This window comes from Vibrio sp. Y29_XK_CS5 (assembly GCF_024181835.1).
Taxonomy (GTDB): domain Bacteria; phylum Pseudomonadota; class Gammaproteobacteria; order Enterobacterales; family Vibrionaceae; genus Vibrio; species Vibrio harveyi.
The window spans coordinates 200,020-224,347 of record NZ_JAMZAM010000005.1; the positions used below are offsets into that span (position 1 = coordinate 200,020).

General features: G+C 45.2%; 22 protein-coding genes. 17 read left to right on the forward strand and 5 right to left on the reverse strand.

Annotation, left to right across the window (positions count from 1 at the left end; all coding sequences use genetic code 11):
* Positions 1–52: 52 nt before the first annotated feature.
* Complete coding sequence (gene metG / locus NL647_RS19600) at positions 53–2,113, reverse strand: methionine--tRNA ligase (RefSeq protein WP_017817847.1); 2,061 nt, start codon at positions 2,111–2,113, stop codon at positions 53–55.
* A gap of 157 nt (positions 2,114–2,270) precedes the next feature.
* Between metG and apbC the strand changes: the two genes are divergently transcribed.
* From apbC to NL647_RS19615, 3 genes are all read left to right on the forward strand, one after another.
* Entirely contained in the window at positions 2,271–3,347 is a 1,077-nt protein-coding gene (gene apbC / locus NL647_RS19605; protein ID WP_253650580.1) for an iron-sulfur cluster carrier protein ApbC, read from the forward strand.
* A gap of 181 nt (positions 3,348–3,528) precedes the next feature.
* Positions 3,529–4,170, forward strand: a complete 642-nt coding sequence (gene udk, locus NL647_RS19610) for a uridine kinase (RefSeq protein ID WP_005433235.1) — start codon at positions 3,529–3,531, stop codon at positions 4,168–4,170.
* 190 nt (positions 4,171–4,360) lie between these two features.
* Positions 4,361–6,451, forward strand: coding sequence for an AsmA family protein (locus NL647_RS19615; RefSeq protein ID WP_253650581.1), 2,091 nt, complete (start codon positions 4,361–4,363; stop codon positions 6,449–6,451).
* Between the two features lie 99 nt (positions 6,452–6,550).
* Here NL647_RS19615 and cobO read toward each other — a convergent pair whose 3' ends face one another.
* Entirely contained in the window at positions 6,551–7,156 is a 606-nt protein-coding gene (gene cobO / locus NL647_RS19620) for a cob(I)yrinic acid a,c-diamide adenosyltransferase (RefSeq protein WP_005444774.1), read from the reverse strand.
* Between the two features lie 117 nt (positions 7,157–7,273).
* Here cobO and NL647_RS19625 point away from each other — a divergent pair, with 117 nt between their 5' ends.
* The gene (locus NL647_RS19625) at positions 7,274–7,723 is read left to right on the forward strand and encodes a low molecular weight protein-tyrosine-phosphatase (RefSeq protein ID WP_253650582.1); all 450 of its coding nucleotides are present in this window, start codon (positions 7,274–7,276) and stop codon (positions 7,721–7,723) included.
* 62 nt (positions 7,724–7,785) lie between these two features.
* Here the strand turns inward: NL647_RS19625 and NL647_RS19630 are convergent, their stop codons facing one another.
* Entirely contained in the window at positions 7,786–9,345 is a 1,560-nt protein-coding gene (locus NL647_RS19630; RefSeq protein ID WP_005444782.1) for a SulP family inorganic anion transporter, read from the reverse strand.
* A 327-nt stretch (positions 9,346–9,672) separates the two neighbouring features.
* Entirely contained in the window at positions 9,673–12,759 is a 3,087-nt protein-coding gene (gene rne / locus NL647_RS19635) for a ribonuclease E (RefSeq protein WP_253650583.1), read from the reverse strand.
* Positions 12,760–13,071: 312 nt separating this feature from the next.
* Here rne and NL647_RS19640 point away from each other — a divergent pair, with 312 nt between their 5' ends.
* Complete coding sequence (locus NL647_RS19640) at positions 13,072–13,245, forward strand: hypothetical protein (RefSeq protein WP_017189381.1); 174 nt, start codon at positions 13,072–13,074, stop codon at positions 13,243–13,245.
* Positions 13,246–13,396: 151 nt separating this feature from the next.
* Positions 13,397–14,341 carry a 23S rRNA pseudouridine(955/2504/2580) synthase RluC gene (rluC, locus tag NL647_RS19645; RefSeq protein ID WP_005444789.1) on the forward strand — a complete coding sequence of 315 codons (945 nt, stop codon included), beginning with the start codon at positions 13,397–13,399 and terminating at the stop codon, positions 14,339–14,341.
* Positions 14,342–14,695: 354 nt separating this feature from the next.
* On the opposite strand, the gene NL647_RS19650 is transcribed toward rluC, so the two are convergent.
* Positions 14,696–15,277 (reverse strand): nucleoside triphosphate pyrophosphatase, encoded by a 582-nt coding sequence (locus tag NL647_RS19650; protein WP_005444793.1) that lies wholly within the window; start codon positions 15,275–15,277, stop codon positions 14,696–14,698.
* Between the two features lie 149 nt (positions 15,278–15,426).
* Here NL647_RS19650 and yceD point away from each other — a divergent pair, with 149 nt between their 5' ends.
* The 11 genes from yceD (at position 15,427) to tmk (ending at position 24,326) form a co-directional block, all read left to right on the forward strand.
* On the forward strand, positions 15,427–15,951 hold the full coding sequence (gene yceD, locus NL647_RS19655) for a 23S rRNA accumulation protein YceD (protein ID WP_005444794.1): 525 nt from the start codon (positions 15,427–15,429) through the stop codon (positions 15,949–15,951).
* A 59-nt stretch (positions 15,952–16,010) separates the two neighbouring features.
* The gene (gene rpmF, locus NL647_RS19660; protein WP_005396978.1) at positions 16,011–16,181 is read left to right on the forward strand and encodes a 50S ribosomal protein L32; all 171 of its coding nucleotides are present in this window, start codon (positions 16,011–16,013) and stop codon (positions 16,179–16,181) included.
* Positions 16,182–16,191: 10 nt separating this feature from the next.
* The gene (gene plsX, locus NL647_RS19665; protein ID WP_005444797.1) at positions 16,192–17,217 is read left to right on the forward strand and encodes a phosphate acyltransferase PlsX; all 1,026 of its coding nucleotides are present in this window, start codon (positions 16,192–16,194) and stop codon (positions 17,215–17,217) included.
* 5 nt (positions 17,218–17,222) lie between these two features.
* Entirely contained in the window at positions 17,223–18,173 is a 951-nt protein-coding gene (locus tag NL647_RS19670) for a beta-ketoacyl-ACP synthase III (protein WP_005444799.1), read from the forward strand.
* 75 nt (positions 18,174–18,248) lie between these two features.
* Entirely contained in the window at positions 18,249–19,172 is a 924-nt protein-coding gene (fabD, locus tag NL647_RS19675; RefSeq protein ID WP_005444801.1) for an ACP S-malonyltransferase, read from the forward strand.
* Positions 19,173–19,206: 34 nt separating this feature from the next.
* Positions 19,207–19,941, forward strand: coding sequence for a 3-oxoacyl-ACP reductase FabG (fabG, locus tag NL647_RS19680; protein ID WP_005444803.1), 735 nt, complete (start codon positions 19,207–19,209; stop codon positions 19,939–19,941).
* Positions 19,942–20,186: 245 nt separating this feature from the next.
* Entirely contained in the window at positions 20,187–20,420 is a 234-nt protein-coding gene (acpP, locus tag NL647_RS19685; RefSeq protein ID WP_004406112.1) for an acyl carrier protein, read from the forward strand.
* Between the two features lie 93 nt (positions 20,421–20,513).
* Positions 20,514–21,761 carry a beta-ketoacyl-ACP synthase II gene (fabF, locus tag NL647_RS19690; RefSeq protein WP_005444811.1) on the forward strand — a complete coding sequence of 416 codons (1,248 nt, stop codon included), beginning with the start codon at positions 20,514–20,516 and terminating at the stop codon, positions 21,759–21,761.
* Positions 21,762–21,868: 107 nt separating this feature from the next.
* Positions 21,869–22,684 carry an aminodeoxychorismate lyase gene (gene pabC / locus NL647_RS19695; protein WP_253650584.1) on the forward strand — a complete coding sequence of 272 codons (816 nt, stop codon included), beginning with the start codon at positions 21,869–21,871 and terminating at the stop codon, positions 22,682–22,684.
* On the forward strand, positions 22,681–23,697 hold the full coding sequence (gene mltG / locus NL647_RS19700) for an endolytic transglycosylase MltG (protein ID WP_101960416.1): 1,017 nt from the start codon (positions 22,681–22,683) through the stop codon (positions 23,695–23,697). Before pabC ends, mltG begins: the two co-directional genes overlap by 4 nt.
* Positions 23,694–24,326: a dTMP kinase gene (gene tmk / locus NL647_RS19705; RefSeq protein ID WP_033001763.1), complete on the forward strand. Its 633-nt coding sequence runs from the start codon at positions 23,694–23,696 to the stop codon at positions 24,324–24,326. Before mltG ends, tmk begins: the two co-directional genes overlap by 4 nt.
* The last annotated feature ends 2 nt before the right edge of the window (positions 24,327–24,328 follow it).

Below are 24,328 nucleotides of genomic sequence, written 5' to 3' on the forward strand. Positions count from 1 at the left end.
AATCCCCGCCAAATTGGGCGGGGATTTTTACGTTTGATCGTAAAGTGACGAATTACATTACACGCATGCCTGGTTGAGCACCTTCATGTGGCTCAAGGATCCATAGGTCGCTGCCACCAGGACCCGCTGCTAGGATCATGCCTTCTGACATACCAAACTTCATCTTACGAGGTTTTAGGTTCGCTACCATTACGGTTAGCTTGCCTTCTAGCTCTTCAGGTTTGTAAGCTGACTTGATGCCAGAGAATACCTGACGAGTTTCACCGCCGATGTCTAGTTGGAACTTAAGCAGTTTGTTTGCTTTTGGCACTTCTTCACACGAGATGATGCGAGCAATACGCATATCAACCGCTGCAAAAGCATCGAACTCAATCTCTTCAGCGATTGGATCTTTATCTAGCTCAGTTTGGCTAGCTTTGTTCTTTTCTGCTTCCGCTTTTTCTTTTGCTGCCATTTCTGCCGCAGCGTCTTCCTTCGATGCTTCGATCATCGCTTCGATGTTCTTAGGATCGATACGGTTAAACAACGCTTTGAACTTAGTGATCTCGTGACCAGTCAGTGGTGCAGCGATGCCTTCCCAAGTTAGCTCTTCGTTTAGGAATGCTTCAGTACGCGCTGCTAGTGCAGGCATCACTGGTTTTAGGTAAGTCATCAGCACGCGGAACAGGTTAATGCCTACAGAACAGATTTCTTGCAGTTCCTGATCTTTACCTTCTTCTTTTGCAACAACCCAAGGTGCTTTTTCGTCAACGTATTGGTTTGCTTTGTCTGCTAGTGCTGTGATTTCACGGATCGCACGACCAAACTCACGAGTTTCGTAAAGCTCTGCAATGCGGTCTGCTGCTGCAACGAATTCGTTGTATAGCTCAGGTTCTGCAAAGTTTTCAGCCAACTTGCCTTCAAAACGTTTAGAGATGAAGCCAGCGTTACGAGAAGCTAGGTTAACGATTTTGTTTACTACGTCAGCGTTAACACGTTGAGTGAAGTCTTCAAGGTTAAGGTCTAGGTCGTCGATACGGCTGTTTAGTTTTGCAGCGTAGTAGTAACGCAGACACTCTGGGTCTAGGTGGTTTAGGTAAGTGCTTGCTTTAACGAACGTACCTTTAGACTTAGACATCTTCGCACCGTTTACTGTTACGTAGCCGTGTACGAATACATTGTTTGGTTTACGGAAACCGCTGCCTTCTAGCATTGCTGGCCAGAATAGTGAGTGGAAGTAAACAATGTCTTTACCGATGAAGTGGTAAAGCTCAGTTGAGCTGTCTTTCTTCCAGTATTCGTCGAAGTCTAGACCTTCAGTCTTGTCACATAGGTTCTTGAAAGAAGCCATGTAGCCAACTGGCGCATCTAGCCATACGTAGAAGAATTTGTTCTTCTCGCCTGGGATTTCGAAGCCAAAGTAAGGCGCATCACGTGAGATGTCCCACTGTTGCAAACCAGACTCGAACCACTCTTGCATCTTGTTAGCAGTTTCAGATTGTAAAGAACCTGAACGAGTCCACTCTTTTAGCATGCTTTCGAACTGAGGTAGGTCGAAGAAGAAGTGCTCAGAGTCTTTCATGACTGGCGTTGCGCCAGATACTGCTGATTTCGGGTTAATCAGTTCAGTTGGGCTGTACGTCTCACCACAGTTATCACAGTTGTCACCGTATTGGTCTTCTGACTTACACTTAGGACAAGTACCTTTTACGAAACGATCCGGTAGGAACATTTCTTTCTCAGGGTCGAACAACTGAGAGATAGTGCGGCTAGAGATAAAGCCGTTTTTCTTCAGCTCAAGGTAGATGTGAGACGCTAGCTCGCGGTTCTCGTCTGAGTGTGTGCTGTGGTAGTTATCAAAGCTAATATCAAAGCCAGCGAAGTCTTTCTGATGCTCTTCGCTTACTGCAGCGATCATCTCTTCTGGTGTAATTCCCATCTGTTGTGCTTTTAGCATGATTGGCGTGCCGTGAGCATCGTCAGCACAGATGAAGTTTACAGTGTTGCCACGTAGGCGTTGGTAGCGAACCCAGATATCAGCTTGAATGTGCTCAAGCATGTGACCTAGGTGAATCGAACCATTAGCGTACGGAAGGGCACAAGTTACCAGCAGTTTTCTTGGATCGTTTGCCATACTTAATAATCGCTTTTTGATAGGTATAAAAAATAGAGAGTAATACTACCCCATGAGCTTCCCAACGCCAAGGCATCAAACCATGGATTGCCTTAGTTTTTTTGGGGTTCTGAATCTCGCCGCTGGGTGCTACGATTAGATGCATAAAGGAGGTCTCATGCATCAGTTCACTTCAAAACAAGATTTTTGTCATTGGCTCAACCAGTTCCAACATCCACAGTTGGTGGAAAACTGGGCGGACATTCACGGTATTGTCGTGATTCCCGCACAAGGTGGCATTCAAATCACTTTACCGTTCGCGAGTAACGAACTTCAAGTTTCGTTATCCGATTGGATACAAGAGCAACAAGCATCAGGTGACGTTCCTGCATTTGATTTCCAGATTGAGCTCAACGTTAAAGCACTTGAGACTCAAGTCACCAATGCGGTAAAGGGCGTTAAAAACATTATTGCGGTAAGTTCCGCGAAAGGTGGGGTTGGGAAATCAACCACAGCAGTAAACCTTGCCCTCGCAATTGCGCAATCCGGAGCAAAAGTAGGTTTGTTAGATGCCGATATCTATGGTCCATCGGTTCCTATGATGCTTGGTCAAGAAGACGCTAAGCCTGAAGTTCGTGATGCTAAGTGGATGGAGCCTATTTTTGCCCACGGAATCTATACTCATTCTATTGGCTACTTAGTCGATAAATCGGAAGCAGCCATTTGGCGTGGTCCCATGGCCTCTAAGGCCTTATCACAGCTACTGACAGAAACAGATTGGCCAGAGCTTGATTACTTGGTGATTGATATGCCACCGGGTACGGGGGATATCCAACTAACGCTGTCTCAGCAAATTCCAGTAACAGGTACGGTGCTTGTTACAACACCGCAAGATCTCGCATTGGCGGACGCACGTAAAGGTGCGGCGATGTTCCATAAAGTCAACGTGCCTGTTGTCGGCGTCGTTGAGAACATGAGTTACCACATTTGTAGTCAGTGTGGGGCTGTTGAGCATATTTTCGGTACTGGTGGTGCAGAGAAAATGTCACAAGAATTTGGCTTGGCGCTGCTTGTGCAAATTCCGCTTCATATCTCTATGCGAGAAGACATTGATGCTGGTATTCCGACCGTGGCGAGACGTCCGAATAGTGAACACGCTGGTTACTATAAACAACTTGCTGATCGTGTTTGTTGTACAATGTATTGGCAAGGCAAAGCCAAACCTGATGCAATCAGTTTTACTATGGTGAACTGAGTTTAATATTAGCACTGGTTGAATATTGTTCATTTAAACGTTTGCTCGGAGGTTAATCCTCTGAGCTGACAGAAACTTATAACGAAACCCTAATTCCAACTAGTAACGAACGGGTGAACTCCCTATAATCAGGCAGTTTATCTTTTTATGTGACTAGAAAATCATCATCGGGTGCAAATTAATGTCTGATAATAATCAATGCGTCATCGTAGGTATTGCTGGCGCTTCTGCTTCTGGAAAAAGTCTGATCGCGAGCACTATTTACAATGAGCTTCGCGAGAAAGTGGGCGATCATCAAATCGGTGTCATCACGGAAGATTGCTACTACAACGACCAAAGCCAACTAAGCATGGAAGAGCGTGTAAAGACTAACTACGACCACCCGAGCGCGTTAGACCACGACCTGCTGTGTGAACACTTAGAAAAATTGGTTCGTGGCGAAGCAGTAGAAGTACCAGAGTACAGCTACACTGAGCACACTCGTACAAGCAATACCACTCCAATGACCCCTAAAAAGGTCATCATTCTTGAAGGTATCTTGCTTCTGACTGATCCGCGTCTTCGCGACTTAATGCACGCGACAGTATTTATGGATACGCCATTAGATATCTGTCTATTGCGTCGTGTTAAACGTGACGTTGAAGAGCGTGGTCGTACAATGGAATCTGTTCTTAAGCAATACCAGCAGACAGTACGTCCGATGTTCATGCAATTTATCGAACCTTCTAAGCAATACGCGGACATCATCGTACCTCGCGGCGGTAAAAACCGTATCGCAATCGATGTTCTTAAAGCGCACATTGCAAAACTTCTGAAAGCTTAAGCGTTTAGACGGCTATATCGCTTTATTTTTGTATGAAGAAGTGGCACCTTAGGTGCCACTTCTTTTTTTTGTTTTTAAATTAGTCAGTTGCGCTACAAAATCGGACATTTTTCACGCTTTCGTGGAACGGTCAGCGATAAAACAAGTCTGTGCTTATAATTGTAAAAACACTCGAGCAAGGAAAAAGCGAATGAAGAAACTGCTCTTAATCATTGCCATCCCAATTGTGGCGATTTTGGCTGTCATTTTAGGGTTGGTTATTTTTGTCAATCCAAACCAATTTAAACCACTTATCGTGGAGCAAGCGCAAAAGCAAACTGGATTGGAACTCGTAATCGAAGGGGATATCAGCTGGCAGTTTTTCCCGTCGATTGGTTTCGAATTGGGTCGTACTGAACTGAGAAATCCACAAGGTTTTAGTCAACCAAACCTATTTAAAGTCGAGACAGTAGGTGTTGATGTCTCGGTTACCCCGCTATTAAGCAAACAGCTGGAAATTGGTAATGTCACCCTTGATGGTGCGGAGTTCTATCTTGAAACACTGAAAGATGGCACGAAGAACATTGATGCGTTAACCAAAGCACAAACTCAACAAGCAGAACAAACGACCGAAGCTTCGCCAGAAAAAGCGGCAGACTCACAAAGTGCTGCTTCTGATTGGACGATCAATCTCGCTGGAGTCAGCATTTCAAATGGCTATGTTGAAATCCAAGACAAGCAAACAGGTAGCTATACTAAGCTTTCTGACATTTCTTTAAACCTTTCTCAGTTTGCTTTTGATAACTGGACAACGGCTGATTTCGGCATGAAAGGTGAGATGAATGACCAAACGTTCGCAGCACAAGGCAAAGCGGACTTTAAAGTAGCAAAAGGTCTGGCGAGCTACGCACTGAAAAACATCAACTTTGATGCGACTTACGCTGATCCTGCAAACAAAATTGACTCAGTAACTATTGGCCTAGATACGTTTGAGTTCGATAAAGTGAATAACTTGAGCTATGCATTGAAAGGTGACGCTGGTGGCTTGAAACTCGATATGCAAGGTGGTGGTGAGCTAAGTATCGATAAGGCGATCAGTAAGGTACAACTGAATAAGCTGGCGTTGAATGCGACTTTTGAGGGAGATGCGCTACCGCAATCACCAATGAAAGTTGATATGGTCTCTGATCTTTCATTCGACCTCACTAAGAATCATCTGAGCTTTGTGCTCGAGAAACTTACGGCGAACGCAATTGCGCTCGATGGTAAAGCAGATGTGACTCTGGGTGATATTCCTAAAGTACGTTTTGCAGTGCATAGTCCTAATATCGATTTGGACGAATTCCTTGGCTTGAATAAGCAAGCTCCTGCGGGTGATAAACGAGCATCAGGTGGCAACAGTAATGCATCTACTGGTCCTGAAGTTGAGCCGGATTTGTCTGCACTAAAAACGCTTGATGTGAAAGGCAATATTACGATTGACAAATTTAAGGCGGCTAATGCGAAGATGGAAGCAGTGAAAGCAAGCTTCTCTGTTAATCGTGGTGTCTTTGATCTTACTTCATTCAGCTCTAAGTTGTACCAAGGCACGATCACTGCGACAGCCAAACTGGATGCGCGTAAATCACCTGCCACATACTCTGCGAAGAAATCAATCAAAGGTGTACAAGTCCAACCGTTACTTGTCGATGTAGCAAATAACGACATGCTGGAAGGTACTGGTAACATTGATGTCAATGTGAGTGGTAAGAGCCTAACGCCAACTGGCATCAAAAAGAACCTTGTTGGTACAGTGGTGATCAATTTTGCAGATGGCGCTGTGAATGACATTAACGTTGCTCAGCTAATCCGCGAAAACTACGCGCGATTTAAAGGTCAAAGCATCGAAGGCACAGATGAAGTTAAGAAAACCGACTTCAGTGCGATGACCGCGACGTTGAAGTTAAATAAAGGCACGGTCTCAACGGATAACATGAAAGCGCAGTCTCCACTTCTTCGTGTTCGTGGTAAGGGGCAGGCAAACTACTTGAATGAAACTGTTGATTTCACCATTAGTACTTCGATAGTGGGTTCATTGGAAGGTCAGGGCGGTAAGACCATTGATGAATTGAAAGACATCACTATTCCTATCAACGTTTTTGGCAAATGGGCTGATCCTAAGTTCAAGCTAGTCTTTGATGACGTGTTGAAACAAAAAGCTCAGAAAGAAATTGATCGTGGAGTAGAGAAGCTCACGGACAAGATCAAAGATGAGAAAACAAAAGAGGCGGTAGATGGTTTGTTGAAGAACTTGTTCAACTAAAGGACCAAGCTTCTTTATGAGGATATAGGTAAAGTAAAAGGGTTGGCATTGAGCCAACCCTTTTTAGTTTGTAGTCTTTTCGGAAGCAACGGCGGACGCTTACCAATCTATGCCTTTCAGAGCTTTAACTCCGGATTCAAAGGCGTGCTTAACGTTTTTCACTTCTGATACTGTATCTGCCATTTCAATCAAAGTACGGTGCGCTCCACGTCCTGTAATGACGACCGATTGCATTTTAGGGCGATTATTTAGTGCTTCGACGACTTCGTCTAAGTCTATGTACCCGTAACTCACCATATACGTTAGTTCGTCGAACAGAACCACATCAATTGATTCATCGGCAAGCATACGCTTACATTCTTGCCAAACAAGTTGGGCGGCTTCAGTATCGGCTGTTTTGTTTTGGGTTTCCCAAGTAAAGCCTGTTGCCATAACTTGGAACTCAACACCTAGCTTTTCAAGTAGGTTACGCTCGCCGTTATCCCATGTACCCTTGATAAACTGCGCTACGCTGCACTTCAAACCATGACCAACTGCACGCGCAATTGTACCAAAACCGGAAGTCGATTTGCCTTTCCCATTACCAGTGATGATCAGTAATAAACCTTTCTCCTCTTGGGCGGCTGCGATTTTCGCGTCTACCTGCTCTTTTACTTTTTGTTGGCGCGCCTTGTGGCGTGCTTCTTTGTTTTCGTCGATAGACATAATGCTTCCTCAATTCCTTTTTTGAACTGACCCAAGCCGATTTGGGTTCATTGAATTATCTCGTTATGATAGACCAACAGTTGATGAAGAAAAACCATCGATAATTCAGGGAATAAAATGAAGAAATTACTCGTTGTTTGTATGGGAAATATTTGTCGTTCGCCAACTGGTGAAGCGGTATTAAGATCTAAAGCCAAAGAACTGGGCATATCAGTGGAAGTGGACTCTGCAGGGACCATTGGTTACCACGCCGGAAATCCGCCTGATGCTCGCGCCATGCAAGCGGGAAAGCAACGCGGTTATTCGTTCAAAGGAATGCGTTCTCGCAAGGTAACAGTTGGAGACTTCGATGAATTTGATATGGTGTTAGCTGCAGACAAAGCCAATCTCGCCGATCTATTGGATATTTGCCCGGTAGAACAACGTCCTAAAGTGTCGTTGTTTTTAAGTCATGGTGACTCTGATTATGACGAGATCCCAGACCCATATTACGGTGGCGATGCTGGTTTTGAACTGGTACTGGATTTGATTGAAGAGGCGTCAGAAGCGATTTTGAAAAAAATCTGAGTATTTATTAGCTTAAATTGATAGCAAAAGGGATGAGTCATGCTCATCCCTTTTTGTTTTTATTAACCTGCAAGTACGTCGGTTGCAACCTTATAGCTTGGGTCTTCTTTTACGTTGATTTCAACCAAGCTACCTGCTTTATCTAGTAGCTTACGGCAATCTGGGCTCAAGTGACGTAGGTGAAGTGTTTTACCAAGTGCGGCGTAACGCTCAGCCAACGTTTCAATCGCTTCGATAGCAGAGTGGTCTGTTACGCGAGAGTCTGCGAAATCAACGATGATGTCTTTTGGATCTCCATGTGCGTTAAACAATTCTAGGAAGTTTGCCGCAGAACCAAAGAAGATAGGACCGTGGATCTTGTACTCTTTTGAGCCTTCTTCATTTAGACGCGTATCTGCGTAGATGTGCTTAGCATGTTGCCATGCAAACATTAGCGCAGATGCAATCACACCCACGGCTACTGCAACAGCTAGGTCAGTCAGCACCGTCACTACTGTTACAAGAACGATAACGAAGAAATCTTGCTTAGGTACGCGACGTGCAAGTTTGAAGGTTGCCCATTCGAATGTACCGATAACCACCATGAACATGACACCAACGAGTGCAGCAAGTGGAATCATCTCAATGAGTGAAGAAGCAAACAGGATGAACATTAGCAGAGCGATAGCCGCAACGATGCCTGATAGACGACCACGACCACCTGAGTTCACGTTGATCATTGACTGACCAATCATCGCACAACCACCCATTGCACCAAACACAGAACACGTCATGTTTGCCATACCTTGACCGATACATTCACGGTTAGATTGACCGCGAGTGTTAGTCATTTCATCCAGCACTGTTAGTGTCAACAGAGACTCGATCAGACCGATAGCGGCAAGGATGATTGCGTAAGGCAAAATGATTTGCAGAGTTTCTAGAGTGAAAGGTACCGCTGGAATAGAGAAGGTCGGAAGAGAACCCGCCAAAGTCGCTGCTTCATCGCCAGACATAGTACGTAGGAAGTCAACTACGGTACGTGTTTCTAGATCCAAGCCAACAACAAGTGCAGTAACGGTCACGATCGCAACCAGAGAAGAAGGCACTGCCGTTGTGATCTTTGGTAGGAAGTGAATGATAGCCATTGTTAGCGCAACCAGACCTAGCATTAGCAGCATTTGGTCTTGTGGTAGCCACGTTAGCATACCGTTAAGGTCTGGTGCTTTGAACTGACCTAGTTGTGCAAGGAAGATAACGATAGCCAGACCGTTTACGAAACCAATCATCACCGGATGAGGAACGATTCGGATAAATTTACCTAGCTTAAATAGACCGGCTGCAATTTGAAGAATACCCGCCAACATAATTGCGGCAAATAGATATTGAACACCGTGAGTTGCAACAAGCGACACCATAACAACTGCCATTGCGCCAGTCGCACCGGAAATCATACCTGGTCGACCACCGAAAATAGAGGTGATAAGACCGACAATAAAGGCTGCGTAAAGACCAACCATAGGGTCTACACCAGCAACAAATGCAAATGCTACGGCTTCAGGAACCAATGCGAGCGCAACAGTTAGACCTGATAGCACGTCGTTTTTTACGGAGTGCTTAGAAAATTGAGGAAATTCGAACATGTTTTGTATTGAGTTCTCTTGGCGATGAATTTCTCCCGACACATATTCGTATTTGCACAAGTACTGCTGGTGAAAGTGAAGTCACTTCTATCAGCACAAACCGTATTAAAAAAAGAGCCGCATCAGAATGGTGTCGAAAACTTGAGTCGGCGAATGCTACCGAAAAGTGTGATTAAGTTCAACAATGAAGGGGATATTGACGCACAAATGTGATCAGTCATTGATATTAATATAGCTAATTAGAGTTAACACTTACTTCAACAAAAAAGGCTGCCGATTGGCAGCCTTTTGTTTCGTATTTCGCTTAATGCGATGACAAAGTAAAACTTAGTTAAAGTTTGGTTTTGTCATTACTGCTGATGCACGGTTTGTTGCTACTTGGCTACCTGCGCCTTTCGGTGCGTAGCGCTCAGCTTTAAACGGTGCCGCTGTAACCGTAATTTCGCGAAGCTCTTGAGGACCTGGCGCTTTAGTCATTGGAGCACTAGCGCGTGGCTTAGCAACTACTTTGATCACTTCTGCTTTAGGTTCTTGCGTTTCTACTGGCGTTTCTGCTGTAACTTCTGTTACCGCTTCCTCTGCCACTTCAACGGCTGGTTCCTGAGCTGGAGCTGTTTCAACAGCAGATTCAGTCACTTCGACAACAGGTGCTTCAACGATTGGCTCTACTTGCGTTGTTTCAACTACTGTAGCTTCAGCTTGCTCAGCAACGGCAACCTCTACCACTGGCGCTTCCGCAACAGGCGCTTCTACTTTCGCTTCTACTGATTCTTGAACTTTCGTTTCAACTGCTGGTGCTTCAACAACTGCAGGTTGTTCACGACGGATGATAACTTTACCCATCGCCATTTCAGGGCAAGCAAAACCACCTTGAATTGCAGGAACTGCTGCTGCCGTTACCACAACTTCTTCCTTCACTCGCTCTTCCTTCTTAGGCGCTGGTTTTGGAATGTAACGTGGCATCACTTTACCCATTGCCATCTCAGGAGATGCTACACCACCTTTACGTAGGCGGAATGGGTTAGGACGACGATCGCGACCACGACGACGACGTTGACCGCTTGCACGTAGGTGACGTGGTGAACGGCGGTTACGACGCTGTTTAGACTCTGCTTTGTTGTCTTGTTGCGCTTCTGCTGCTGCCTCAACTGGCTTCTCAACAGTTGCTTCAACTGCTTCAACAGGTTGTGCTGGTACTTCCAGCTCTGCTTGTTCAGCCGCTTGCTGGTCTTTAACACGTACAGATTTGTTTAGCTTGCGACGTTGACGGCGCTCTTTCACTTTCTCTGCTTTTGCGTTTGACTTCGCTTTATTTTCTTCCGGCTTCGCTTCTGAACCAGTACGAGCTTCAGCAGCTAGCTGCAGACCTTTTTCCGCGACTTTCGCGTTAACTTTAGGCTCTTGTGCTTTTTCAGCTTGTTGAGCTCTAGGTTTACGTTTCTGGTTGCGGTTTTGCTGCTTGTTAGGCTGCTGTTGTGTTTCGTTCTGTTCAGTCGCTTGTTCTTCACGCGGTTTACGACGACGTTTGTTATCGCGGTTGTCACGACCTTCGCGGTTATCACGCTGGTTGTTGTTGCGACGACGATCGTTGCGGTCACGCTTGTTGCGCTTGTTATCGCGGTTTGGTTTTTTCTCTTCTTTCTTAGGTTCTTCTTTAACTTCTTCAGAACCACTGAATAGGAAACTACCAATTGCTTTAAACAGACGGCTGAATAGACCTGGTTTTTCTTCTTGCGGAGCTGCTTCTTTCTTCTTCGCTGCTGGAGCAGGTTTAGAAGTTGCTGCTGGCGTAGGAGCAGTTTGCGCTGGCGAAGCAAAACCTTTTAATACAGGCTCTTCGATACGCTTAGGCTTGACATCAACCTCTGCTGGCTCTTTGCCTTCTGCTTCTTTCATTGCTTCCAGTTTCTTAGGAAGTAGGTAAGAAAGCAGGTCAAACTCTTCGCCTTCTCGAACACGGATAACTTCGAAGTGAGGCGTTTCCATGTCTGAGTTTGGCACAACCGTAATCTTCACTTCTTGAATACGTTCGATGTGGTTGACCGAGCGACGTTTTTCGTTCAGAAGGTAAGATGCGATCGGCACAGGCACTACTGCTAGTACTTGGGCTGTATTGTCTTTTAGAGCTTCTTCTTCGATCAGGCGAAGTACAGAAAGTGCTAGAGATTCGTTATCACGAACAACACCTGTACCGCTACAACGAGGACAAATATGGTGGCTTGCTTCTGCTAGAGAAGGGCTCAAACGCTGACGAGACATCTCCAACAGACCAAAGCGGGAAATGCGACCGATTTGTACACGAGCACGATCTAGACGAACGGCTTCACGCAGACGGTTTTCAACTTCACGCTGGTGGCGCACCGGTGTCATATCGATAAAGTCGATAACCACCAAACCACCAAGGTCACGTAGACGCAATTGACGAGCGATTTCGTCTGCTGCTTCTAGGTTAGTATTAAGCGCTGTTTCTTCGATATCGCCGCCTTTGGTTGCGCGAGCCGAGTTGATATCGATAGATGTTAGAGCTTCCGTTGGGTCGATTACGATAGAACCACCTGATGGTAAGCGCACTTCACGTTGGAAAGCCGATTCAATTTGGCTTTCGATTTGGTAGTGGCTGAATAGTGGTACTTCGCCTTCGTATTTCTTAACGCGGCTAATGAAATCAGGACGTACCAGTTTGATGTGCTCTTTAGCACGCTCATAAATGGTGTTGCTGTCGATTAGGATTTCACCGATATCACGACGTAGGTAGTCACGGATTGCACGAACGATTACGTTACTTTCTTGGTGGATTAGGAAAGGAGCAGGGTTAGAATCTGCTGCGCCTTTAATTGCACCCCAGTGGTTAAGTAGTACGTTCAAGTCCCACTCAAGCTCTTCTGCACTCTTACCAACGCCAGCAGTACGAACAATCAGACCCATGCCCTGAGGCAGTTCTAAAGTGCTTAATGCTGCTTTTAGTTGAGTGCGCTCGTCACCTTCGATACGACGAGAAATACCGCCGGCACGAGGGTTATTAGGCATAAGAACAAGATAGCTACCCGCAAGAGAAATGAAAGTAGTTAGAGCTGCGCCTTTACTACCACGTTCTTCTTTTTCCACTTGAACGATAACTTCTTGACCTTCAGTCAGCACTTCTTTAATGCTTGGGCGACCTTGGTAAGTGTAACCTTCTGGGAAATATTCGCGGGCAATTTCTTTGAGAGGGAGGAAACCGTGACGCTCAGCACCGTAATCAACAAATGCGGCTTCTAAGCTTGGTTCGATACGTGTGATACGTCCTTTGTAGATATTCGCTTTTTTAGATTCATGACCCGGACTCTCGATATCAAGATCGAAAAGTCGCTGGCCATCAACCAGAGCGACACGCAACTCTTCTTTTTGAGTTGCGTTAATTAACATTCTTTTCATTGAAAATTTCTCGTTGTCTTTTCTTTTATCTTTCTTTTCAACTTGTCACTGGCTTTTCGCTCTTTCACGGTGCCTGATCCCATGGCTTATATTTTGCAGCCTCCCGGCTGGAAGGGGATGCTCTAGGGCACTTCAGTCATCACAAATTGCTTTGGGTTTCGTTGGAAACGTTAACTTGTGACCCGCTATTCGGGCGGTAGATACTCAACGTGAATATGCGAGGAGTAGAGTGACAAGTGTGTTGAACTCAACGTGTCTTACGCCAATGCTGCACCTGACGTTCAACAATCTACTCACATTGCTTGGGGATAAATGATTGGTAATGAACAAAATGTAACCAAACCTTCCTTAGCAGCTGTGAACTATAGCAGTGCAGGTGGATATCAGCAATCTGCTTTAGCGCAAACGATGGAAAATTTGGCGCTAAATTCAATTTTTGTAATTTATAACTGGCTGTTTCATAAGCACTTGAGTCTTGCAAACTGAGAAAGACACAAATCAAAACGAGAAGTTGATAAAGACTTTTAATAATCTAAACAAAAGCTTGGCGAGTTTTAGAACAATTTATGACAACGAGTGTTTCTTTTGCAGCAAGAATAATGTGAAGTCGCACAGATTTGGGTTTACAATACCGCGCATGAGCGAAATAAGAACAAAAGTCCAGTTCGTTGATATCGACGAAGATATGGCAGGTCAACGCATTGATAATTTTCTGCGTAACCAATTAAAAGATATCCCTAAGAGCATGATTTACCGAATCGTGCGTAAGGGGGAAGTGCGCGTTAACAAAAAGCGTATTAAAGCCGAGTACAAACTCAAGGCTGGCGATCTCGTACGTATTCCACCAGTAACGGTAGAGAAAAAAGAGGACGACGTTGCGCCAAGCACTAAGTTGAACAAAGTAGCAGAGCTAGAACATATGATCATTTTTGAAGACGATCATATGCTGATTCTAAATAAGCCCTCTGGTACAGCTGTGCATGGTGGCAGTGGTCTTAAATTTGGTGCTATCGAGGCACTTCGTGCGTTACGTCCGCAAGCTCGCTTCCTGGAACTTGTTCATCGTATCGACCGCGATACTTCTGGTATTTTATTGGTGGCTAAGAAGCGTTCAGCATTGCGCCATCTGCAAGCGCAATTTCGCGAAAAGACCGTGAAGAAGTTCTACTTTGCCCTTGTGATGGGGGAGTGGAAAAGCAGCTGTAAGGTCGTGAATGCGCCGCTACTTAAAAACGAAGTGAATAGCATCGTGCGTGTGAACCCAAATGGGAAGCCGTCAGAAACTCGATTCAAGATTCTGGAAAAGTTTGACCAAGCAACGCTTATCCAAGCTAGCCCAATTACCGGTCGTACTCACCAAATTCGTGTGCATACTCAATACACGGGTCACCCAATTGCATGGGATGATCGCTACGGCGACCGTCGCTTCGATGCTTACACTGGGCAAGTGGGCTTAGACCGTTTGTTCCTTCATGCAGCGAACATCAAGTTCCAACACCCATCGAATGATGAGTGGATGGAAATCAATGCGCCGATGGAAGCGAGATTAGAGAAAGTACTCGCGGGTCTGCGTAAGAAGTAGAGGTGAGAGCGGGCTTCACCCTATGGGATAGCAAGACTGCTTCGCTTCGAAAGATGAGAAAAGAGATCCCCAACTCGCTCGTTCCTCACTCTTGAGGATGACGCACTGCGACTTCTGAATCTAAGTGGGTAATTCTTATTTTTAGAGGAATGGGCTGACACAACGTTTTTCCCGAGAGCGACGAAAGAGCATTGTCGGGAATCTCTATCTTAGATATAGAGTGATTAGTTTGACGCTGTGATTTTAATCTTCTCGCACTGGCATTTAAAAAAGGGTTGGCGCTTTCTCATGCCAACCCTTTAACGTTTATTAACTATCAATACCTATTACACAATATCTTTTACATAGTACTTTTTACAAAACCTCAAACCCTTGCTTTTGTAGCATGTCGATCAAGTCAATGAGAGGCAGACCTACTAGCGTATTCGGATCTTTGCCGGCTAATTTGTTGAAAAGACAAATTCCCATTCCTTCGCTTTTAAAGCTGCCAGCGCAATAAAATGGTTCTTCTCTGTCGACGTATCGTTCAATCTGTTCAAGCGTCAAATCTCTAAAATGAACTTCGAAGGTGTCGAAGCCGACTTCAGTGTGATTCGTGGCAGTATTATGTACCGCAAGCCCAGTATAAAAAGTGATGGTTTTACCGCTTTGAGCCAATAATTGCTTGATGGCATTCTCTCGGTCTAATGGTTTGCCGACTATCTTGTCGTCAATAACACAAACTTGATCGCTCCCGATCACCAAGCTGTCTTGGTCGGTATCGCAAGACGTCGCTTTTCCAATCGCAAGCCTTTGCACCAAATCTAAAGGCGTTTCGTTGGGGAAGGGGGTCTCATCGCATTGCGGAGATAAACAAGTAAACGGTACTGATAGCTTTTCCAGCAGTTGTTTACGAAAAGGGGAAGTTGAGGCTAAAACCAGTTGGTAATTTTTCATTTTGAATTACAATTCACGCGAGCATTTCCAATAGGATAATCGATCAAAATTGATTCTGGCTAATGCTCTATATGTTAAGCGTAAAAAAGTACAACTTTTTTGCCTTTTTCTTTGACTAATTTTGATTTGGAAGATAATATTCGCGCCCTATGCAAAAGGTAAAAATACCGCGAACGGTTGATCCAGCAAAGTCCGCACAGAAACGATTAGATTACGATGGCATCATCCAAGCTAGTCTTTTCAAGCGCTTAGCGGAAACAACTGAAGGCGTAAAACGCGACGCAGAAGTCTCATTGTCATTTGATATTGATGAACAGCGACTTGTTGTTATCTCTGGTAAAGCTAACATCGAAGTTGATTTAGAGTGTCAGCGTTGTAATGAGGTATTCACACACATGTGTGAAGTTGAATTCCTTTACACTCCTTACTACGGTGAGAAGACGGAAGAGGAAGCACCAGAAATTTATGATTTGGTAGATCTAAATGAGTACGGTGAATTAGACCTTATACAACTGGTTGAAGACGAGTTCATCTTAACATTACCTCAAATCGCAATGCACGATGATGCGGATTGTAGCGTTGACTCAAATAACATGGTTTTTGGTGAAATTCCTGAAGAAATTGAGGAAGAAAAACCGAATCCATTCGACGTTTTGAAAAATCTGAAAAAGTAACTGGTGTGGTAGCCGCTTCTTCTTTAGGTTTTTAACCCAATAGTATAGGAGTAGGGTCAATGGCCGTACAGAAAAACCGTAAAACTCGTTCTAAGCGCGGTATGCGTCGTTCACACGATGCGCTAACTACAGCTGCACTATCTGTAGACGCGACTTCTGGTGAAACTCACCTACGCCACAACGTAACTGCTGAAGGTTACTACCGTGGTCAAAAGGTTATCAACAAGTAAGGTTGAACCTTTGCAAAGTATTACCGTTGCACTTGATGCAATGGGCGGGGATTTCGGTCCACGCGTAACAGTGCCTGCCGCCGTGCAGGCACTGTCTCATTTCCCAGAGCTAAAAGTGATTCTTATAGGTGATCAATCTCTGATCACGTCTCAATTATCTCAACTTGGTACCTCTACCAGTTCTCGTTTGAGCATTCTTCATAGCGAGAAAGTGATTTCTAATTCAGAAAAACCGTCTTTGGCCCTTCGCAATAGCCAAAATAGCTCTATGCGTATGGCGATTGACCTGGTTTCTGAAAACGAAGCTGATGCTTGTGTGAGTGGTGGTAACACCGGCGCATTGATGGCGCTGTCACGTTTTATTCTTAAGTTGCTTCCTGGTATTGAGCGTCCTGCTTTAGTTTCTGCGTTACCGACCATCAGTGGAAAACGCACCTGGATGTTAGATTTGGGAGCAAATGTGTCGTGCGATGCCGACAGTTTATTCCAGTTTGCCGTGATGGGCAGTGCATTAGCAGAAGAACACCTAGGTCGACCTCCTCGTGTTGCGGTGCTGAACATTGGCGCAGAAGAAATCAAAGGTAACGATTTAGTCAAACGCTGTGCTGAAATGCTTTCTCAAACCGACGCCATCAACTTTGTCGGTTATATTGAAGGTAATCAAATTTTGCATGACGTAGCCGATGTCATTGTTTGTGATGGCTTTGTCGGTAACGTATGCTTAAAAGCCAGCGAGGGAACAGCTCAACTCTTCATCGAAAAACTAAAAACCAGCATGATGGAATCGACGATTAAGGGTTGGATTGCTAGAAAGTTGTTTTCTCGGCTATTTAATGAACTAAAAACACTGAACCCCGACCAGTATAACGGCGCAAGTTTGCTAGGATTGCGCGGCATTGTCATAAAAAGCCATGGAAGTGCGGATGTATCTGCGATTGTCAATGCACTTGGCGAGGCAGTACACGAGGTCAAACGACAAGTACCAAGCCGTATTAGCGATCGTTTGGAAGCGGTTTTACTCGAGAGGCATTATTAGTCTTCATGTATAGCAAAATTTTAGGTACTGGCAGCTACCTGCCATCTCAGGTGCGTACTAACGCAGACCTAGAGAAAATGGTAGATACAAGTGACGAGTGGATCGTAGCTCGCACGGGTATTAAAGAGCGTCGAATTGCAGCAGAAGATGAAACTGTTGCGGACATGGCATTCTACGCAGCTGAAAACGCTATCGATATGGCCGGCATTGATAAAAATGATATCGACCTAATTATCGTTGCTACCACGAGCAGTAGCCATACTTTCCCTTCATCTGCGTGTCAGGTGCAGGCAAAGCTTGGCATTAAAGGTTGTCCTGCTTTCGACTTAGCCGCTGCTTGTTCAGGCTTTGTATACGCAATGTCTGTAGCTGACCAACACATTAAATCAGGTATGTGTAAAAACGTACTTGTGATTGGTGCTGACGCATTATCGAAAACGTGTGATCCGACTGACCGCTCAACTATCATCTTATTTGGTGATGCGGCAGGCGCGGTGGTAATTGGTGCGAGCGAAGAACCTGGCATCATTTCGACACACGTATATTCAGATGGTCAATTTGGTGATCTTCTGAGCCTTCCTGTACCTGAGCGTGGTAAAGATGCAGATAAATGGCTGCACATGGCGGGTAACGAAGTTTTCAAAGTGGCAGTAACTCAGCTTTCGAAGTTAGTGAAAGACACGCTTGAAGCAAACGATATGCACAAGTCTGAACTAGACTGGTTGGTTCCGCACCAAGCGAACTACCGCATTATTTCAGCGACAGCGAAAAAGCTTTCGATGTCACTAGACCAAGTCGTGATCACACTTGATAAACACGGCAACACATCAGCAGCAACCGTGCCAACAGCACTGGATGAGGCGGTACGTGATGGTCGTATTAAACGTGGTCAAACTCTACTTCTTGAAGCGTTTGGCGGCGGATTCACTTGGGGTTCTGCCCTGGTGAAATTCTAAGTTTCACAAGATTCAAAATTTAAGATGCGCTACGGTGCATCTTATTTCTTTTTACTTTGCTTAAAGGAAAACAACATGAGCAAGTTTGCTATCGTATTTCCAGGTCAAGGTTCACAAGCTGTAGGTATGCTTGCTGATCTAGGCGAACAATATGACGTAGTAAAACAAACATTTGCAGAAGCATCTGACGCACTAGGTTACGACCTATGGGCGCTTGTTCAAAATGGACCTGCAGAAGATCTAAACCAAACTTTCCGTACTCAACCAGCTTTGCTAGCGTCATCTGTTGCTATCTGGCGTGTATGGCAAGAGCTTGGTCTTGAGCAACCAGCAAACCTAGCGGGTCACAGCCTAGGTGAGTACTCAGCGCTTGTGTGTGCTGGCGTGATTGACTTTAAAGAAGCAATCAAACTGGTTGAGCTACGTGGTCAACTGATGCAAGAAGCGGTACCTGCGGGTACAGGTGCAATGTACGCGATCATCGGTCTAGATGACGAAGCAATTGCAAAAGCTTGTGAAGAAGCAGCACAAGGTGAAGTCGTTTCTCCAGTAAACTTCAACTCACCTGGTCAAGTTGTTATCGCAGGTAGTAAAGACGCGGTAGAACGTGCTGGTGCACTATGTAAAGAAGCAGGTGCTAAGCGTGCACTTCCTCTTCCTGTTTCAGTGCCTTCACACTGCGCACTAATGAAACCTGCAGCAGAGAAACTAGCTGTCGCGCTAGAGTCTATCGAATTCAACGCACCACAACTTCCGGTTATCAACAACGTTGATGTGGCGGCTGAAACTGATCCTGCAAAAATCAAAGACGCACTTGTTCGTCAACTTCACAGCCCAGTTCGTTGGACTGAGAGCGTGCAGCTAATGAACGAACAAGGTGTAGAAAATCTTCTTGAGCTTGGTCCTGGCAAAGTTCTGACAGGTCTGACTAAACGTATCGTGAAAACACTAAGCGCAGCAGCAGTTAACGACGTAGCGTCGCTAGAAGCCGCTAAGTAATCTGCTCACGATAAGAAAAGGAAAACACAACATGATGAATCTAGAAGGTAAGATCGCTCTAGTGACAGGCGCAAGCCGTGGCATTGGTCGTGCGATTGCTGAACTTCTTGTTGAACGCGGTGCAACGGTAATCGGTACTGCGACTTCTGAAGGCGGCGCAGCGGCGATCAGCGAGTACCTAGGTGAAAACGGTAAAGGTCTAGCACTTAACGTAACTGACGTTGAGTCTATCGAAGCAACACTAAAAACCATCAATGATGAGTTTGGTGCAATCGATATTCTAGTAAACAACGCTGGTATCACGCGCGATAACTTGCTAATGCGTATGAAAGATGACGAGTGGAACGACATCATCAATACAAACCTAACGCCAATCTACCGCATGTCTAAAGCGGTTCTACGTGGCATGATGAAAAAACGCGCTGGTCGCATCATCAACGTAGGTTCTGTTGTTGGTACTATGGGTAACGCTGGTCAAACAAACTATGCAGCAGCAAAAGCGGGTGTGATTGGTTTCACTAAATCAATGGCTCGTGAAGTGGCTTCTCGTGGTGTAACAGTGAACACGGTTGCTCCAGGTTTCATCGAAACTGACATGACTAAGGCGCTAAATGACGACCAACGTGCAGCAACGTTGTCGAACGTGCCAGCAGGTCGTCTAGGTGACCCTCGTGAAATTGCATCAGCAGTTGTATTCCTTGCTTCACCTGAAGCGGCTTACATTACTGGTGAAACTTTGCATGTAAATGGTGGCATGTACATGGTTTAATGCACAGTTCGTGCAAAATAAGCTATTTTACTTTATGAAAAATAGCCTATAGTTGCTGTTAACTGTCATTAAGTTGTCATGCTCATGCGCAAGATTTGTGCATGATTTAAGTCAAAAATGTATTGAAATTCGGTTAAATTCGCTAATTTTGTGGTTTGACCAGCAAGGACCCCCTTGCAAACTTCAATAGTTCGAATAAACTACGGAATCATCGCATTAGGCGAAATCTGTAAAGGAAAAGAAAAATGAGCAACATCGAAGAACGCGTAAAGAAAATCATTGTTGAACAGCTAGGTGTAGACGAAGCAGAAGTTAAAAACGAAGCTTCTTTCGTTGACGATCTAGGTGCTGATTCTCTAGACACTGTAGAGCTAGTAATGGCTCTAGAAGAGGAATTCGACACTGAGATTCCTGATGAAGAAGCAGAGAAAATCACTACTGTTCAAGCTGCAATCGACTACGTAAACAGCGCTCAGTAATTATCTCTCCCAGGCGGTCTCCTAGACCGCCTGTGTTCTTTCTAACTTCTTCTATCCTCTCATAGAAACATTCAATTCCCGGAGAATTATATCGTGTCCAAGCGTCGTGTAGTTGTCACTGGCATGGGTATGTTGTCACCGGTAGGCAACACAGTAGAATCATCTTGGAAAGCCCTGCTAGAAGGTCAAAGCGGTATCGTAAACATCGAGCACTTCGATGCAACGAACTTCTCGACTCGTTTTGCTGGTCTTGTAAAAGATTTTGATTGCACAGAGTACATGTCTAAGAAAGATGCTCGTAAAATGGATTTGTTTATCCAGTACGGCATTGCTGCGGGTATCCAAGCATTGGATGACTCTGGCTTAGAAATTACCGAAGAAAACGCGGCTCGAGTTGGTGTAGCAATCGGCTCAGGCATTGGCGGTCTAGACCTAATCGAAGCAGGTCACTCAGCGCTAGTTGAGAAAGGTCCTCGCAAAGTTAGCCCATTTTTTGTTCCTTCGACCATCGTAAACATGGTTGCGGGTAACCTATCTATCATGCGTGGTCTTCGTGGTCCTAACATCGCGATCTCTACTGCATGTACTACAGGTCTTCACAACATCGGTCACGCGGCTCGTATGATTGCATACGGTGATGCGGAAGCTATGGTTGCTGGTGGTGCAGAAAAAGCATCTACGCCACTTGGTATGGCAGGCTTCGGTGCTGCAAAAGCACTATCGACTCGTAACGATGAACCGCAAAAAGCATCACGTCCTTGGGATAAAGGTCGTGACGGCTTCGTTCTAGGTGACGGTGCGGGCGTGATGGTTCTTGAAGAGTACGAACACGCAAAAGCGCGCGGTGCTAAGATCTACGCAGAGCTTGTTGGCTTCGGTATGTCTGGTGACGCTTACCACATGACTTCTCCAAGTGAAGATGGCTCTGGTGGCGCACTGGCAATGGAAGCGGCGATGCGTGACGCAAACATCACAGGTACTCAAGTTGGTTACGTGAACGCTCACGGTACATCAACACCAGCAGGTGATGTGGCTGAAATCAAGGGTGTGAAACGCGCACTTGGTGAAGAAGGCTCTAAGCAGGTTCTTGTCTCTTCTACTAAATCTATGACTGGTCACCTTTTAGGTGCAGCAGGCTCAGTAGAAGCAATCATCACGGTTCTTTCATTGGTAGATCAAATTGTTCCACCAACGATTAACCTAGATGATCCAGAAGAAGGTTTAGATATCGACCTTGTGCCGCATACTGCGCGCAAAGTTGATATGGAATACGCAATCTGTAACTCGTTCGGCTTCGGCGGTACTAACGGTTCGCTTGTATTCAAAAAAATCGCTGAGTAAAAGTCTCTAACACAGTTTTAGAGTAGCGATACTTGTATTCTAACGGCTCGATGCTTAGCATTGAGCCGTTTTGTTTTATTTGTCGATCAGAAAGCAAGGGTATCTGAATGTTCTGGGTAAATGGACTGCCACAAACACATGTTCCACTCGGTGACCGCTCTTTCCAATATGGTGATGGCTGTTTCTCTACCATCAAAACCAAGAAAGGGCAGTTGGAGCATTGGCAAGCGCATGTTGAACGTATGGAAGCATGCTTAACGACATTACAAATCCCTTTTCCTGATTGGCGTACGGTCTTGGATTGGGCGATGTCGGCAACTTTAAAAGATGAATCTGCCGGAATCAAAATTCATATTAGCCGCGGTTGTGGTGGTCGAGGGTATAGTCCTAGCGGTGTCGAAGGTCCGGTTGTCACTATCTCGAATTTTACATTCCCTGCTCACTACCTTGCTTGGCAAGAGCGTGGCGTGCAATTAGGTGTTTGTGAAACCCGACTTGGAATCCAGCCATTACTTGCCGGACATAAGCACAATAACCGTATAGAGCAGGTGCTCGCAAAGGCAGAAATTGATGGTACTGAATTTGCTGATGCTGTGACGTTAAATGTGCAAAATCATGTCATTGAAACTACAATGGCAAACCTTTTTTGGGTTAAAGATGAAAATGTGTTCACACCCGGTTTGTGTTTATCCGGTGTGGCTGGCGTGATGCGCCGTAAGGTTTTGGAGTATCTCCAAAGCGAAGGTTACTCAGTGCAGGTAGCCGATTTCACACTGACAGATTTGCTCGATGCAGATGAGGTGTGGATGTGTAATTCACTATTGGGTGTAGCACCGGTTTCCGGTATTTCAGCACCAGAGAACAAGATTGACTTTCCAATTGGGAAATTGACTCGACGACTTCAAGGGAATCTAAATACGTGATTAAAAAACTGTTTGCGTTTGTTGTACTGATTGCCGTTATTGGTGCAGCAAGTGTTTTTTACGTTGTTTCACAGACTAAGCAATACGTTAACTCGCCAATTCTTATTGAGCAGCCTCAGCTGTTTACCGTTGAAAATGGCACCAGCTTTCACCGAGTAATGCGTGACTTGGCGAAAGGTAACATCATCGAAGCTTCAGACTACACTCGTTTAATGCCTCATCTCTATCCGGAGCTTCTTCAGGTGCGAGCAGGCACTTACCAACTAGAACCTAACACCTCTCTATATGACACGTTGGAACAACTAAACACAGGTAAAGAACATCAGTTTGCGATTACCTTTGTGGAAGGCAGTCGCTTTTCTGAGTGGGTTGAGCAGTTAAGTGCAGCGCCTTATGTCAAACATGATTTGACCGGATTATCGGAAAAGCAGATGGCTGAAAAGCTGGGGATAGAGCGCGAAAAGCTTGAAGGCTTATTCCTTGCCGAAACCTATCACTACACAGCTGGTACAAGTGAGAGTCAGATCTTAGAGCGTGCTCATAGTAAGCTGAACAAGATTTTGGATGCTAAGTGGGAAGAGCGCCAAGAGAAACTGCCACTAAAAGACAAATACGAAGCGCTGATTCTTGCTTCTATCATTGAAAAAGAGACGGCGATAGACTCGGAGCGTGAGCGTGTCGCATCTGTATTTGTGAATCGTCTTAATAAACGTATGCGTCTACAAACAGACCCTACAGTTATCTACGGTATGGGAGATGCCTATGATGGTAATATCCGCAAGAAAGATTTGCGTACTCCTACACCATACAACACATACACAATCAATGGTTTGCCACCAACGCCGATTGCCATGGCGGGTGAAGCTTCGATTGAAGCCGCGTTAAACCCTGAAAACAGTAACTATCTATATTTCGTAGCAAGTGGGAAGGGCGGACATGTATTTTCGAAATCCCTTGCTGAGCACAACCGTGCTGTACGTGCCTATTTAAGAGAACTAAGAAAGAACAAATGATGAAAGCAAACTTTATTGTCGTTGAGGGCCTAGAAGGCGCGGGTAAAAGTACTGCAATCAAAACGGTTTTGGATACGCTGAAAGCTGCAGGTATTGAAAATATCGTTAATACTCGTGAGCCTGGTGGAACCCCTCTCGCTGAAAAGATGCGTGCATTGGTTAAAGAAGAGCACGAAGGCGAAGATTTGAAAGATATGACGGAGCTGCTTTTACTCTACGCAGCTCGTGTCCAGCTTGTGGAAAACGTAATCAAGCCAGCACTTGCAAACAATCAATGGGTGGTGGGTGACCGCCATGACTTGTCTTCTCAAGCTTACCAAGGTGGCGGTCGTCAAATCGATGCGTCGCTGATGAAAAACTTACGCGACACTACGCTTGGTGAGTTCAAACCTGCTTTTACGTTGTACATGGATATCGATCCTCGTGTTGGTCTTGAGCGTGCTCGTGGTCGCGGTGAGCTAGATCGAATTGAGAAAATGGACATCAGCTTCTTTGAACGCACTCGTGAGCGTTACCTAGAGTTGGCTAATGCAGATGACTCTATCGTAGTTATCAATGCAGAGCAGTCGATTGACGAAGTGGCACATGATATCAGAGCTGCACTAAATGCATGGCTTGCAGCTCAGTAAGC

Excerpts from the sequence above, each read along its gene's own strand:
- rluC (WP_005444789.1), top strand. The coding sequence starts at position 13,397 with ATGAGCGAAATAAGAACAAAAGTCCAGTTCGTTGATATCGACGAAGAT.
- rne (WP_253650583.1), bottom strand. The coding sequence starts at position 12,759 with ATGAAAAGAATGTTAATTAACGCAACTCAAAAAGAAGAGTTGCGTGTC.
- acpP (WP_004406112.1), top strand. The coding sequence starts at position 20,187 with ATGAGCAACATCGAAGAACGCGTAAAGAAAATCATTGTTGAACAGCTA.
- metG (WP_017817847.1), bottom strand. The coding sequence starts at position 2,113 with ATGGCAAACGATCCAAGAAAACTGCTGGTAACTTGTGCCCTTCCGTAC.
- tmk (WP_033001763.1), top strand. The coding sequence starts at position 23,694 with ATGATGAAAGCAAACTTTATTGTCGTTGAGGGCCTAGAAGGCGCGGGT.
- NL647_RS19650 (WP_005444793.1), bottom strand. The coding sequence starts at position 15,277 with ATGAAAAATTACCAACTGGTTTTAGCCTCAACTTCCCCTTTTCGTAAA.
- NL647_RS19615 (WP_253650581.1), top strand. The coding sequence starts at position 4,361 with ATGAAGAAACTGCTCTTAATCATTGCCATCCCAATTGTGGCGATTTTG.
- apbC (WP_253650580.1), top strand. The coding sequence starts at position 2,271 with ATGCATCAGTTCACTTCAAAACAAGATTTTTGTCATTGGCTCAACCAG.
- udk (WP_005433235.1), top strand. The coding sequence starts at position 3,529 with ATGTCTGATAATAATCAATGCGTCATCGTAGGTATTGCTGGCGCTTCT.
- NL647_RS19625 (WP_253650582.1), top strand. The coding sequence starts at position 7,274 with ATGAAGAAATTACTCGTTGTTTGTATGGGAAATATTTGTCGTTCGCCA.
- fabG (WP_005444803.1), top strand. The coding sequence starts at position 19,207 with ATGAATCTAGAAGGTAAGATCGCTCTAGTGACAGGCGCAAGCCGTGGC.
- cobO (WP_005444774.1), bottom strand. The coding sequence starts at position 7,156 with ATGTCTATCGACGAAAACAAAGAAGCACGCCACAAGGCGCGCCAACAA.
- yceD (WP_005444794.1), top strand. The coding sequence starts at position 15,427 with ATGCAAAAGGTAAAAATACCGCGAACGGTTGATCCAGCAAAGTCCGCA.
- fabD (WP_005444801.1), top strand. The coding sequence starts at position 18,249 with ATGAGCAAGTTTGCTATCGTATTTCCAGGTCAAGGTTCACAAGCTGTA.
- NL647_RS19640 (WP_017189381.1), top strand. The coding sequence starts at position 13,072 with ATGATTGGTAATGAACAAAATGTAACCAAACCTTCCTTAGCAGCTGTG.
- NL647_RS19630 (WP_005444782.1), bottom strand. The coding sequence starts at position 9,345 with ATGTTCGAATTTCCTCAATTTTCTAAGCACTCCGTAAAAAACGACGTG.
- rpmF (WP_005396978.1), top strand. The coding sequence starts at position 16,011 with ATGGCCGTACAGAAAAACCGTAAAACTCGTTCTAAGCGCGGTATGCGT.
- pabC (WP_253650584.1), top strand. The coding sequence starts at position 21,869 with ATGTTCTGGGTAAATGGACTGCCACAAACACATGTTCCACTCGGTGAC.
- NL647_RS19670 (WP_005444799.1), top strand. The coding sequence starts at position 17,223 with ATGTATAGCAAAATTTTAGGTACTGGCAGCTACCTGCCATCTCAGGTG.